At 50.3% G+C, this 13,431-nt stretch carries 15 protein-coding genes; 3 read left to right on the forward strand and 12 right to left on the reverse strand.

The genetic code is table 11. From position 1 onward, the window contains the following. Positions 1–44: 44 nt before the first annotated feature. Positions 45–2,015: an excinuclease ABC subunit UvrC gene (uvrC, locus tag ABEA66_RS19640; RefSeq protein WP_345590034.1), complete on the reverse strand. Its 1,971-nt coding sequence runs from the start codon at positions 2,013–2,015 to the stop codon at positions 45–47. Between the two features lie 183 nt (positions 2,016–2,198). After that, on the reverse strand, positions 2,199–2,516 hold the full coding sequence (trxA, locus tag ABEA66_RS19645; protein ID WP_079909707.1) for a thioredoxin: 318 nt from the start codon (positions 2,514–2,516) through the stop codon (positions 2,199–2,201). 262 nt (positions 2,517–2,778) lie between these two features. Here trxA and ABEA66_RS19650 point away from each other — a divergent pair, with 262 nt between their 5' ends. Beyond that, positions 2,779–2,925 (forward strand): YqzM family protein, encoded by a 147-nt coding sequence (locus ABEA66_RS19650; RefSeq protein ID WP_144027805.1) that lies wholly within the window; start codon positions 2,779–2,781, stop codon positions 2,923–2,925. A 108-nt stretch (positions 2,926–3,033) separates the two neighbouring features. Here ABEA66_RS19650 and ABEA66_RS19655 read toward each other — a convergent pair whose 3' ends face one another. Together ABEA66_RS19655 and ABEA66_RS19660 are read right to left on the reverse strand one after the other, a co-directional pair. Continuing rightward, on the reverse strand, positions 3,034–4,437 hold the full coding sequence (locus ABEA66_RS19655) for an MFS transporter (protein WP_345590037.1): 1,404 nt from the start codon (positions 4,435–4,437) through the stop codon (positions 3,034–3,036). Between the two features lie 423 nt (positions 4,438–4,860). Next, positions 4,861–5,394, reverse strand: coding sequence for a YbhB/YbcL family Raf kinase inhibitor-like protein (locus ABEA66_RS19660; RefSeq protein WP_345590039.1), 534 nt, complete (start codon positions 5,392–5,394; stop codon positions 4,861–4,863). A 177-nt stretch (positions 5,395–5,571) separates the two neighbouring features. Between ABEA66_RS19660 and ABEA66_RS19665 the strand changes: the two genes are divergently transcribed. Continuing rightward, entirely contained in the window at positions 5,572–6,237 is a 666-nt protein-coding gene (locus ABEA66_RS19665) for a GntR family transcriptional regulator (RefSeq protein WP_079909703.1), read from the forward strand. Positions 6,238–6,493: 256 nt separating this feature from the next. Here the strand turns inward: ABEA66_RS19665 and dnaI are convergent, their stop codons facing one another. The 4 genes from dnaI to ABEA66_RS19685 all read right to left on the reverse strand — a co-directional run bounded on the left by dnaI (position 6,494) and on the right by ABEA66_RS19685 (position 9,617). After that, positions 6,494–7,444, reverse strand: a complete 951-nt coding sequence (dnaI, locus tag ABEA66_RS19670; protein WP_192703723.1) for a primosomal protein DnaI — start codon at positions 7,442–7,444, stop codon at positions 6,494–6,496. Positions 7,445–7,468: 24 nt separating this feature from the next. Beyond that, positions 7,469–8,974: a replication initiation and membrane attachment family protein gene (locus ABEA66_RS19675; protein ID WP_345590044.1), complete on the reverse strand. Its 1,506-nt coding sequence runs from the start codon at positions 8,972–8,974 to the stop codon at positions 7,469–7,471. Positions 8,975–9,103: 129 nt separating this feature from the next. Continuing rightward, entirely contained in the window at positions 9,104–9,301 is a 198-nt protein-coding gene (locus ABEA66_RS19680) for a YwbE family protein (protein ID WP_192703721.1), read from the reverse strand. Between the two features lie 31 nt (positions 9,302–9,332). After that, entirely contained in the window at positions 9,333–9,617 is a 285-nt protein-coding gene (locus ABEA66_RS19685) for a YuiB family protein (RefSeq protein ID WP_079909699.1), read from the reverse strand. 218 nt (positions 9,618–9,835) lie between these two features. Between ABEA66_RS19685 and hemQ the strand changes: the two genes are divergently transcribed. After that, a complete protein-coding gene (gene hemQ / locus ABEA66_RS19690) occupies positions 9,836–10,582 on the forward strand; it encodes a hydrogen peroxide-dependent heme synthase (RefSeq protein WP_079909698.1) in 747 nt (248 codons plus the stop codon). Between the two features lie 170 nt (positions 10,583–10,752). Here the strand turns inward: hemQ and ABEA66_RS19695 are convergent, their stop codons facing one another. From ABEA66_RS19695 to ABEA66_RS19710, 4 genes are read right to left on the reverse strand one after another with little or no spacing between them, the layout of a single operon-like run. Continuing rightward, positions 10,753–11,226, reverse strand: a complete 474-nt coding sequence (locus ABEA66_RS19695) for an RDD family protein (protein WP_345590049.1) — start codon at positions 11,224–11,226, stop codon at positions 10,753–10,755. A gap of 38 nt (positions 11,227–11,264) precedes the next feature. Beyond that, complete coding sequence (sppA, locus tag ABEA66_RS19700) at positions 11,265–12,233, reverse strand: signal peptide peptidase SppA (protein ID WP_345590051.1); 969 nt, start codon at positions 12,231–12,233, stop codon at positions 11,265–11,267. A gap of 36 nt (positions 12,234–12,269) precedes the next feature. Continuing rightward, positions 12,270–13,004, reverse strand: coding sequence for an ATP-binding cassette domain-containing protein (locus ABEA66_RS19705; RefSeq protein WP_345590053.1), 735 nt, complete (start codon positions 13,002–13,004; stop codon positions 12,270–12,272). Between the two features lie 4 nt (positions 13,005–13,008). Continuing rightward, positions 13,009–13,431 (reverse strand): GntR family transcriptional regulator, encoded by a 423-nt coding sequence (locus ABEA66_RS19710; RefSeq protein ID WP_345590055.1) that lies wholly within the window; start codon positions 13,429–13,431, stop codon positions 13,009–13,011.

Here is a 13,431-nt window from a genome sequence, read left to right on the forward strand (position 1 = left end):
TTCCTCCCGGTTATAATGTCAAAAAGCAGGAAGCTTCCGCCAACCTATTCGATGGCGTTGGCTTCCTGCTGATTTTCTTCACCGCTCTCATCTTCTTGAAGCGGCTCTTCCGTTTCGCCGTTCAGCGACCGCAAAATTTGCGAAGCCAGCTTTTCCCCGATTCCAAGAGGCCGGAAATCCTCAATGCCGGCTTCTTTTATTTTTTTAAGAGAGCCGAAGTGCTTCAAGAGCGCCTTGCGCCGCTTCTCCCCGATGCCTGGAATGGAATCCAGAGTCGATACGACCATCGACTTCGCGCGCGTCTCCCGATGGAAGGTGATCGCGAAACGGTGGACCTCATCTTGAATCCGCTGGAGCAAGTAAAATTCCTGGCTGTCCCTGGGAAGCGGAACGACCTCGGGCGGGTCTCCCGTCATCAGCTCCGCCGTTTTATGCTTGGCGTCCTTAACAAGGCCGCAGACCGGGATATATAGCCCCAGCTCATTTTCAAGCACATCGACGGCCGCCGAAATCTGCCCTTTGCCGCCGTCCACGACGATAAGATCCGGCATTGGCAGGTTTTCTTTAAGTACCCGTTCGTATCTCCGGCGAATAACCTCACGCATCGTTTCGTAGTCGTCCGGCCCTTGCACCGTGCGAATCTTGTATTTGCGGTATTCCTTGCGGTCCGGCTTGCCGTCCGTAAACACGACCATGGCCGATACGGGATCGGAGCCCTGGATGTTGGAGTTATCGAAGGCCTCGATACGGTGAATCATCCCGGTACCGAGCCATTCGCCCAAATTTTCCACCGCTTTGACCGTACGCTGTTCGTCTCTCTCAATAAGCCGGAATTTCTCCTCCAGCCCGACGCGGGCGTTATCGCACGCCATATGAACCATATTTTTTTTCAAGCCGCGTCGCGGGATATGGACCTTCACCTTAAGCCAGCTCTCCAGCGCTTCCTTGACGTCGGTCTTCATTCCTTCGGCGAGCCCCGCAGGTTCCTCTTCGCTGGAGGATTCCGGAGCTTCGGCGCCCGCTGCGTTCGCTTCCTGCTCTTGCTCCGGCTCCGCAGGCAGGAAGACCTCCCTCGGCAGGGCGGGGTTATCGCTGTAATACTGCGTGACGAAGGAAACGAAATCCTCGTATTCCTCGCCGTAATAAGGGAACATCGAGGCGCGCCGCTCGATCAGCTTCCCTTGGCGCATGTACAGAATTTGGACGCACATCCAGCCCTTATCCACCGCGTAGCCGAATACATCCCGGTCCACAATATCGTGGGTTGTAATCTTCTGCTTCTCCATGACCGCGTCGATATGAACTATATGATCGCGCAGCTCCTTGGCCCGTTCGAAATTAAGCTCCTCCGCCGCCTCATGCATTTTGCGGGTCAAATCCTGCTTAATTTCATCGTGCCCCCCGTTCAAGAACCGGGTAATCTCCTGCACCATCCGGTCATATTCTTCCTGAGCGACCTCGTACTCGCACGGGGCAACGCATTGCCCCAGGTGGTAATACAGACAGACGCGCTCCGGCAGCGTCTTGCATTTGCGGAGCGGATACAGCCGGTCTAACAGCTTCTTCGTCTGCTGTGCAGCAAAGGCGTTCGGGTAAGGGCCGAAATATTTGCCCTTGTCCTTATACACCTTGCGGGTCACCTCGAGCCGCGGATGCTTCTCATTCGTTATCTTGATGTACGGGAACGACTTGTCATCCTTAAGCAGCACGTTATAGCGGGGATAATACTGCTTGATCAGGTTACACTCAAGTATTAATGCCTCTACGTTGCTGGCCGTTACTATATATTCAAAGTCGGCGATCTCATTGACCAGAGCCTGCGTCTTGGCGCTGTGGCTTCCTGTAAAATAGGAGCGGACCCGGTTGCGCAGCACCTTGGCCTTACCGACATAAATCACCTTGTCGTCTTTATTCTTCATCAAGTAACAGCCTGGCTTCTCCGGCAGCAGAGCCAGCTTGTTACGGATCGCTTCGTTTCGCCGCTTGCGCTCCTGTTCCTCCTCGTGCATCGTCATCGCGACCTATCTCCTTTCTCACAACTATCCCATGAACATGACGTTGCTTCCTTCTTAGGCATAAGCAATCCTCCAAGGATGCGGTGGAAGCCTGCTTGGCATTGTCTTATGCAACAAAAAAAGCTCTTTTCCAGCATAGCAGAAAAAGAGCTTTTTCTCATTAACAGTTTTCGTTAGAAAACATTATTGATTGCGGGTTACAACGTTTTTCAAAGCGTCCTTCGATTGGAAGCCTACCACTTTATCAACCGGTTGTCCGTCTTTGAACACGATCAATGTAGGGATGCTCATAACTCCAAAACGGGATGCGGACTCAGGATTGTCATCCACGTTCACTTTAGCGATTTTCACGCTGTCCCCCAATTCTTGATCAAGCTCTTCCAATACAGGAGCGATCATTTTGCAAGGTCCGCACCAAGGCGCCCAGAAATCAACAAGAACCGTACCGGATCCTTCAACTTCATTCTTGAAGGATTGGTCCGTAACATTAACGATAGCCATCGTATGTCTTCTCCTTCCACCGGATAAAATAAAATGTTGTCAACAAGTAAAGTATACCACAATACCCCCTATTTTCAACCGCCGCCCGACTCGTCCATCTGTTGCCATCCATGAGCGGCTTTACCCTGTACTCATTTTGAAAAACGTCGCATAATTGTCACTTTCCCCTGCTTTACAATTATCTTCGTATTTGGGTATACTATTCGTAATTAGGACTATGCACAAGACTTTCCTACGGAAATTCTTAAGGAGGAAATCAATAATGAGCGATCCAAAGCATCCTGAACTTCATGTGATGGAAGAACCAACCAACGACTTTTTGGACGTTGCAATCGGCTTCGGCGTATTCTTCGGTGTTCTTCTGCTGATTGCTGTAGTCGCAACCGTTGTTCAGGTTATGACTCGCTAATAGGTTATCAAAGGTCTGTCCAGCTGACACAAGCGGGGCAGGCTTTTTTATTTTGCAAGAACGGCTGGCGAATGCAAATCAATGACGAACCTTATATCACCAATGTCACTAAGTAACGGATTTGCTGTCCATTACTCTGTCCTTAGCCATTTTAGCTGCTCGCCCAAATTGTACATAATACAATGCAACCATCATAACGACCAGAATAGCCAGTACCAGAAAAATGTCGCTATATACGAATGTAGTGCTGTTTTGAGGTATCGGATTGAAGTGAACGGTCGAAGTGCCGAAATCCAGTACCTTGCCGATGGCAGCGGCAGATGCAGCCGAAGAAATAAAAGTGATCATGGAGAACAATCCCATTCCTACTCCTATATGCTCTTTGGGCAGCGCTCGTGAAACGGTGTTCGACATCGCAATTTGCATGAACGATTGACCAAGGACACCGAAAATGAGAAAGATCGCAATAAAGACTGGCGACATGCCTACGACGGAAGACAAACAAACGAAACCGATAATAAGAAGTGCTGCTGCTGTATACACAAGAAACGGATTTCCCTTTTCATCAGCTAACTTGCCGCCTCGCCGACCCAAAATCGCTGCCATTATGGCTGACGGTAACATAACCATTCCAATGAAAACCGGTGACAAATGGTTTACAGAAGAAAGCAGCTGAGGTGTGACGAATGGAATAGCAAAGCTAATCCCAATCATGACGAAAGTAATAATCAGACCGAATGAAAACGGTTTATTTCGAAAAATAGCCGGGTCTATAAACGGCGCTGTGGCTAAGCGTATACGTAATAAGAAAAGAATAAAAGAAATAGCACCCGCTGCAGCAACCCAAATATTTTCTTGAGTTAATGCCAGTAGTAGAAGGGCTACTGTGCCCGCCAAAAGTGATCCGCCAATAAAATCCATTTTGCTGGCGACTCCCTTTTCATCCTCTAAATATTTCCGATACATCGGCAGCGTAAACAGCGATAAAAGCGAAATCACAAATAAAACCCGCCAGTTCCACGTACTGCTCACCACCCCGGCAATGATTGGACCGAGTGCCAAACCTAGTGCGTATCCGATTGCGACGGTACCCAGTGCACGACCGCGCCTTTCAGGTGAAAAGTAACGGACTGGCACGATCATTGTAACCGCTGGAATGACCGCTGCACCCGCTGCCTGCACAATTCGTCCCACAATGACCATCCAATATTGAGTAGCGACGAGACCTACAACAGACCCCATAGCAAAAAATAGCAGACCAAATGTCAGCAAATTCTTCAAGCTGTATCTGTCTGTCAATTTTCCGTAAGTTACCGAGCCAATTGCATATACAATCATATAGCCCGTAATGATCCAGCTCCCTTGTGACGGCGAGAGCTGAAACTGATTATTGATAATCGGAAGTGCAACATTAAACATGGTTGCATTCATGACGGAGATAATGAGCGTAAAGACAAGAATACCAAGTAATAACTCTCCTGCATTCTTTTGAATACTATGATTGGTTTGCATTGGAATGCCTCTTTTCTATAGGACAAAACAGCCCTGCTGAAGCAGCGCTTCTGTTTTTCCTTTGATTGACAAATTTATCACGCTGTGAAACTGGAAGCATTTCTTTGCCGCAATGGCAAAGAAATACTTCCAAAGTTCCGACGGGTTATTCAGGGTAATTTGAAATTGATTTTGTTTTTGATTTTGCTCCCACAGCCGCAAATGATCGTATGCTTCAAAATTTTAATTGGCTGCTGGCACATGGGGCACACACTTTGATGAATCGGATCGTTCAGTTTCACTGCTTCCTCCGTACTTGACGTTGTTTCGCTTGGAGCATTGGGGATTCCCGCCCCGTTGCTGTATGTAGGCATCAACACAAGCACGCATACCACAACCAATTTTTATTCATGTCATCATCTCCTATGACCCCAATATCTTGGGTTACTTGACTTCCCCTGTTGCCACGAGAACGGCTCTTCCCAACGTATGGCTCTGCATGGTGAATCCTAAGAGAGCCGGCGTGGAGTTAGAGTCGACGCCGACATTCTCAACATCCAGCGCATGAACGACAAAATAATACCGATGGGGACCGTGTCCCGCTGGAGGCGCCGCACCGATAAACCGTTCGAGCCGCAAATCGTTCGGCAGCTGCAAGGCGCCTTGCGGTAAGCCGCTGCCTTGCTCGTCGCCTGCGCCGGTTGGCAGTTCGGTGACGCTGGCAGGGATGTTGATGACGGCCCAGTGCCAGAGGCCCGATCCGGTCGGTGCGTCCGGGTCATACGCGGTGACGGCAAAACTCTTCGTCCCTTCGGGCGCACCCGACCATTTCAAATGGGGCGAAAGATCTTGTCCGCCCTCCACTCCTGACATCGCCGAATATTGCTGAGGCGATAAAGGAAGGCCCTCCGCAATGTCGTTGCTCGTCACCTGAAAAACGGCGACTTCCGGAAATTTGGCAAATGGGTTGTTACTCACTGTAAATTACCTCCTTTTTTTGAATACAATTCGATTATATTCATAAGAATCGATTCTGTAAATACAAATCGATTAATTATTTAATTATCGAATTTCACTCTTGTTTTTTTATAGATTTCGGTGTAAATTATTTAAACGTGTATAATCTCGATGTGCATGAAGGATGGTGTCGGCTTAATGGCCAAAAGAAACGGTTCGTCCACTTTAAGCGAAAATGTCACGAAGAAGCTGCAGTCCGATATTCTGACCGGACAATATGAACCGGGCTCTCCATTAACCGTTTCAGAATTAGCCAAGGGCTTCGCTGTCTCGGTTGCAGTCGTTCGAGAAGCACTAACCCGGTTGGCGACCCAAGGCCTCGTCCTGCAAAACCCGAATCACGGATTTTCAGTGAAAACGGTGTCAGAAGAAGAACTGAAAAGCATCATAGAGGCGCGGTTGATCAATGAATCCGCAGCATTACGCCTGTCTATCGCCCATGGCGATCTCACATGGGAATCCGGTGTAATCGCCGTTCACCACAAATTGTCGCAAACGCCAGAGTACAAGGAAGTGAATCAAAAGCTTGCCGTTAGCGAAGAATGGTCTGATCTCCACCGTCAATTTCATTACGAACTCATCGCGGCATGTCCAAATCCGGTTCTTCTGGATATTTGCAGACGCCTCTGGGAATTAAGCGAATTTTATCGGCATTGTTCGGTCCCGCAGCAGTCCGTTCGTGATGGCCGCGCCGAACATAAGGCGTTAACAGATGCCGTTCTTAACCGCGACAGCGATCTTGCCGTCGAGATCTTTAAAGCTCATATCCAACTCACCGCGGAAATCGTCCTTGACAACCGATAAACGGTTATGCCTACAAATCGCCGCCTAACCCAAATCCGTTTTAGACAAATATAAAATAACCCCACAAAGTGGGGCCTTGGCCTCGAAGCTGATTCAGGTATAAAAATTCTATACTATAAAAAAAGAAGCAGCTGCTCTAGGGCAACTGCTTCTTTTTTTATATTAGCGCAGGATCGACAGATCTGATCCATGACTTCATTTTCTCCGAACAACCAATCGGCAGCTTACGCCGGCATGACCTGCCCGTATTTCGATATTAACTGCCACGCTTGTTGTATCCGTTAACCAGCACGACATCGACAAAAGGACGGATACGATCCATGATTCTTCTTCCCTTGAACTCCTCATCCCCATCCTTGCTCGTGAAGCTGAAATGCTGCTCCAGTGCCTCCAAATCATGGTTAGAGGTAAAGAACGTAGGCTTCCGGTTCATCCGGTAATTCAGAATGGAGCCCATCACATGATCGCGCAGCCACGGATTCAAATTCTCCGCGCCGATATCGTCAAACACGAGCAGATCGGTTTCCTTCAGCACATCAATCGTTTCCTTCAGCTTCATCGGATCCTGGAACATGGCCTTTAAATCCTCGGCAAAATCAGGCATGTAGACGATAGCTCCCGTATACCCGCTCTTAGCCAGCTCATGAAGCATGTAGCACATAAGAAACGTTTTGCCGGTGCCGAAGCTGCCTGCGAGATATAGGCCCTGCTTCTGAAGCCCCTCCTGCTTCGTTTGCAGAATATAGCTGATGATCCGGTCTACCGCTTCCTCGCGGTTCGGATCTTTATCGAAAATTTCGGTAGAGGAATATCCCTGGGACAGCGCCCGCTCATCCACATAGAAGCTGCGGATCCGGCTGCGGACCGCTTCCTGCGTCTGCTGGGCGACGAACTTTTTGCACGACACCTTGTAGTCATACAGCCGCGGACCTTTATCGGACTCCTCTACCGATAGCATCGTATAATGCCCTTGAAAATCGTTCGGACATTTATCCAATCCGGGGCAGTTGGAGCATGTCGTATGCTCGGTCACGTATTGATACAGCCGGTTCATATTGATCTTCATCGTATAATCGTCAAGCATCGGATATTTGGCTCTCAGCTTGAGCACCAGCGGATCGGCCATAATCTGCTTCATCCTCTGCTCCGCCTGCTGCCGGTATTTCTGATTAGGCAAAGACTTCAGCACTTCACCGAGTGATTCCATAGCATGCAGCTCTCCTTCCCCGTCTTATAGCTTGCCGTCGAGCATCTGCGCTCTGCGGCGCATCGCTTCCCGCTCCTCAGCCGTACGTTCTCTGGAAGCGACCGGCTTGTCTCCCACAACCGGAAGCTGCGGCTTCTGCTTGCCTCGCGTACCGCCGCGCTGACTCCCTGCGGCAGCCGGAGTACGGCTTCCCCCGCGCGAGGCCTTGGCATCCTTATACTTCGTCTGCTCCCGAATGTACTGTACGGCCTGTTCGTATGTACTGACCTGCTTGGCCAGCATATCCGTGACGCTGAATTCTATGGAAGCCTTGGACCAGGAACGTTTGTTCACGTACAAATAATGAATAAGGACATTGATGACTTCTTCGCTCAGGCGATAGTTCAAATCGACTTTGGACAGCGTGTCCAGCAGCCCGTCCGGTACCGTGCCCTTCGAAAAAATCTTTTCCAGAAGAAACGTATAAGGCTCATTGCGCAAAATGTAGTTATATTGATGCTGGTTGCATTCCCCTTGGAAAATATCGGGTACCTCCAGATAATACTCCATTTCCACTGCCTTGTCTTGAGACTCGATAACCGCTCCCGCCGTCTCCGATGCCCCCGTAGACCTGCCCTGCTCAACTCGCGCCATATAGCGCGTCCGTTCCTCGCTGCGCTTCTTGTCCTGACGGAACACGGCATTCGCCTTGTGCTGGAGCACCTCCAGCGCAATCTCACCGTCCGGTTCAAAGACGCCCTCCTCATCGAGCAAGCGGCACATATCGGTCAAATACAAGCCGTATTTCTTGGCGACAAAATTAATTTTGGCCATTTGCTCAGGCTCGTACTTAAGCCGTTCCACATAAGCGCGGTTAACCGACTCTCTTGGAAAATGCATAATAATATCCGAGTATTGGAAGCCCTTGATCACGACCTCCGGCCTCTCCGCAGGCTTGGATGCGGCCGATTCGAATAATGCCTGCTCAAGCTCGTAATCGACGACTTGGGTATTCAAGCGGAACAGCTCATAGAATGGAACCGACAAATTTTCCGAGTTGGCCTGCGCAAGCTCATCGAGCTCGGGCAGCACCAGCTCATCTCTTAAGGAGAAGACCATATATTTGCCGACCTTGTCACGCAGCAGCAGCGTCAGATGCTGGTTCTTGAAAAACTCGTTCGGCGAAAGCGGAGGATACAGCGTGTATTCGTAGACATAATCGTCCGATGACTCCGCAAACCTCCGGTTCGTTCTGAGCAGTCCAATCGCCTCCAGCCTTGAGGTCTGCTCGATGAAAAACTTGCGTCCCCTTTCCCCGCCTTCCAGCTCCAAAGCGAGGAACAGCTTGCGCTGCTGCTCCATCAAGGAGCACCCGACCTTATCCGCAGGCAGCTGCAGAAACAGCGTATGGTACAGACTGATAGCAAAAGCGCCGATCATCGGCTGGTAAATCGTCGACAGCATTTTCAGATCCAGACTGCTTAATGAAAAATCGCGCATCACATAATAACGATGATATTCCGAAAAATGCAGCAAATTCGTAATCCGCATGTACTCAATCCCATCTTTGGTCTAACGTATTAATCTCCATTTTACCACAGAAATCGACAGCTGGTAGAGGGGCGCCCAAGAAAAAAACATGGTAAACGGAATGCCTCCGCCACCATGTTTCGCTTGAACCTACTCCGCTATAATTTCCTTCACCCTGCCTACGGTCCCGTCCGTGAGGCGAACCTTAATTCCGTGAGGATGGCTTGGCGAATTCGTCAAAATATCCTTCACGATGCCTGGTGTGAGCTTACCCGTACGCTGATCCTGCTTCTGAACGATATGAACCTTGATGCCTGGAGTCACGTCTTTGCGAAGCTGACCGTTCATCAGCAGCACTTCCTTTCCAAGATGAAATGGGCTAGAACATTTTGAAGCCTTTTTGACGCAGCGACTTGATGGTCGACCCGCTCATGATAGCCCCGATCAGGCCTCCGATGGCCGGAATGTAATCTGCAAAGGAATATTCGGACAGATTGGATGCAAGCGACCCTGTCTCCCAGCCCCAATAAATGACAAGTCCGATTACGAGAGCGATATATCCGTAAATAGGGAACCAGGTTGTCTTCATCAGCATGTTCAATATGAAACCGAGTCCGAAAAACAACACGAACAACAGTACCGTTACGATGATCAACTGCAGCAAGCCGTTCAACTCCTTTTAATCGAAAACATTAGATATAGTTATGTTTATTTTATATAAATTTGCTCGTCCGGTAAAGTGAACGCTTCTTGAACGAGAGAAACGTTTTTTTCCCGCGCAATCTGCTCAAAAAGGCCGCATTCATTTGCCCTTTGGGTTTGATTTCGATACAATGAAACAAGTTGTAAACGAATATTTTCCATATAAAGGAGTGTAACCCCATGAGCGATTTGGTAAACACATTGGAAGGCTGGTACGTGCTTCACGATTTCCGTGCCATTGACTGGACGGCCTGGAAAAGCTTGACGAACCAGGAGAGAAACCGTGCGGAGGACGAATTGTACAGCCTGCTGGCACAATATCAAAGCACGGAAGACCAGAAGCTCGGCAGCACCGCCTTCTATAGCATCGTCGGACAAAAGGCCGATTTCATGTTCATGCACCTTCGTGAAACGCTGGAGGAGCTGAACGAGCTGGAAACGCAGTTCAATAAATCCTTGTTTGCTCAAGTTACGGTACCGACCTATTCCTATGTATCTATCGTTGAGCTGGGCGGCTACATGGCTAAGCCGGGCGTAGACCCGATGCAGGATCCGGAAATATTGGCCCGTCTGAAGCCTATCCTGCCTAAGGCAAAGCATGTGTGCTTCTATCCGATGGACAAACGCCGTGAAGGCAACGATAACTGGTACATGCTGTCCGCCGAGGAGCGCCGCAACTTCATGCGTGCCCACGGAATGATCGGACGCAATTACGCTGGCAAAATCAAGCAAATCATCTCCGGCTCCATCGGCTTAGACGATTGGGAATGGGGCGTTACCCTGTTCGCCGACGACGCGCTGCAATTCAAGAAAATCGTGCATGAAATGCGCTTTGACGAAACCAGCGCCCGCTTCGGCGAATTCGGCGACTTCTATGTCGGCAATTTGCTGGACCGTTCCAAAATGGAAGCTATGCTGAAGCTGTAAGAAGACCTCTCTCGAGGCCTTCAAGGAGGAGCGACCGCGCACTTCGCACCCCATTCAGTTTCGCAGCAGGGAGCCCCGAATAATGATTGTTACGAGAAAAACGGGCACAGGAGGCTAGCTCCTGGTGCCCGTTTTTCTATACTCTGCGGAGGCTCAAGCGATGGTGTATCTCACCGTTTGGCCGCCTTTACGACCCGTGTGCCTGCCATCCTATCGTGCAGCGCACGCTTCTCCCGGTCCCAGCCTGCCATCATGAACCCGATGCACAGGATCAGTCCGGAGACGAACTTGCCGATCACCTCTCTTAGGATGATCCAGCCGACGCCGTTCGGCCGGCCGTCCTCGCGGACCACCTCGATACCTACCGCCATTTTCCCCAGCGTCTGACCCCAAGCGACTGTCATGGTCACATAATAGATGCAGGATAATAAAGATTCCAGTGCGGATACGGCACGCGGGGGCTCCATCGCGCTGTAGCCTAACATGACGTTCAGGATGCTGAATACAATTTGCAGTGCAATCCCGTCGATGATAACAGCTGCAAAGCGAATCCAAAAGCCTGCATATTGCCTCCCTTCCAAAGGCCGTGCAGCTGCGTTATTCCCTTCGTTCCAAGTCCAATCCGAATTGGTCGGCGATTCCATCCCTTTTCCCCCTTCACTTGATCAACAGCCTTCTAGCATCACATTTCCAATAAGTACATCATCCTCGGTCCAACCGAGATTTCCGGCAGGATCTCCTTCAATACTTGAGCTGCCGGAGAGGAAGTCTTGAACATGGCTCCTCCGAACAGCTCCGACAAGGATGGCTCTTTCACATAGCGTACGATCTTGGGATCCGTCAGACCCGTTCGGTCGACCGCATAGGCGACGGCATCCTCCAGCGTGCCGAAATCATCGATCAACCCGAGCGCTTTAGCCTGCTGTCCGGAGTAAACCCGCCCGTCCGCGATCTCCAGCACCTTCTCACGCGGGAGCTTGCGTCCCTGCTCGATGACGGTTACGAACCGTTGATAGCTTTCATCGACCAGCTTCTCGAATATTTCCTTTTCCTTCGGCGTCATCTCGCGAAGAGGGGACCCAATATCCTTAAATTCGCCGCTCTTGACGGTATTTTCCTTATATCCGAGCCAGTTCGCCGCCTTCTCATAATTCGGTATGGAGAAAATAACGCCCAGGCTGCCCGTCAGCGTAGCCGGATTGGCAAATATATAATCAGCCGGCGCCGAGATATAATATCCTCCTGAAGCCGCCATGGAGCCCATGCTGATGATGATAGGCTTTCCGGTCTTCTTAAGCTCGACCAGCTTCGAATGAATCTCATCGGAAGCCACGACCTCGCCTCCCGGACTGTTAACCCGGATGACTACCGCCTTCACGTTATCGTCCTTGCGAATTTGCTCGAGCTGCGAGATGAAGCTGCCTGCGCTAAGACCTCCCGAGAACCCGCTGCTTTTCTCCGCAATGACCCCATCGACAGTCAGCTGGACAATCTTTTCCTTGCCCTTTCCCTGCACAGTCTCCTCATTCCATTTGTTTTTCCCTGACGATCCCGTATCCGGAAACGCGGAATCGGCTTTGATGATCATAATGACAATGAATGCGGCGAACAACACGCCTAGGATCGTCCACGCCCAACCTTTTCTCCCCATCTCTCTCTACTCCCGTCGATTATGTCTCTAGTATTCTTACATGGTGCTGGACTCCAGCCCCTGAAATGCGGAATGTCTCATCCATTCTACAAGGCCGACGCCATAGTTCTGACGAATGTGCTCCACATCCTCATATCCAAGCAAGCGTCCCTCCTTAATGAGCATCGCCTTGTCAAGCAGCGGCTCCACTTCCTCCACCTCATGTGTCGTCATCACTATCGTCTGCTCCCCCATGTCGATAGAAGCAATGACACTTCGAATAATGGATTCCCGGACCAGAGGGTCAAGCCCCGACAGCGGTTCATCCATCACTACAAGCGGAACTTGGCGCGAGAGGGCCAGCACCATTTTCAGACGGGCAAGGCTGCCCTTGGACAAATGAACCAGCTTCTTGCCGAGCTCCAATTCGAATGTCTCAATCATGGAGAATGCCCTGGCAAGCCGAAAATCCGGGAAAAGCTCGTTATAAAAGCGCAGCGACTTCTCCACGGTATGCATAGGATAGAACACATCGCGATCCGGCAGGAAGGCGACTTGCCGAGCGCTTAATCTCTTAGCCTCCGACCCGTTTAAAAGCACACGCCCTGAACTGGGCCTCTGCAATCCGGTCATCAGCCGGAGAATTGTTGATTTACCGCTGCCATTGGTCCCCATGATCCCGACAATTTGTCCTCTCGGAATCGTAAAGCTGATATCCTGGATCGCCGGCCTTCCATAAAAATGCTTCCGTACTTGCTCGAACACCACAATGGGGTCTTGCCGCAGCTCCATCCCGTTACTCCTCCTTATCCGCCTTTGTCGTTTGAACTGCCGATTCGGAAGTTTCCTCCTTATCAGAAGTCTTCAAAAAGCTCTTGACGCAGGATACGATTTCCTGCCCGGTACAGCCCAGCTCCTGCATCTCTTCCGCAAACCGGGTGATGAGCTCCTCCATCAGCTGCTCCCGAATCAAGTCGATTCTCGAGCTATCCTCCGTAACATACATTCCTTGGCCTCTCCGGCTCTCTACTATACCCATTCGCTCCAGCTCCATATTCACTCTTTGCATCGTATTCGGATTCACGCCGTACTTCACCGCGAGATCGCGAACAGAAGGCATCTTCTCCCCCGGTAATACCTCCCGGCGAACAATTTGCCTGCATATACGGTGTACCAGCTGCAAATAAATCGGCTGCGTATTGGAAAATGATTCGACCAC

The sequence above is a fragment of the Paenibacillus vulneris genome, from assembly GCF_039543185.1.
Classification (GTDB): Bacteria; Bacillota; Bacilli; order Paenibacillales; family NBRC-103111; genus Paenibacillus_S; species Paenibacillus_S vulneris.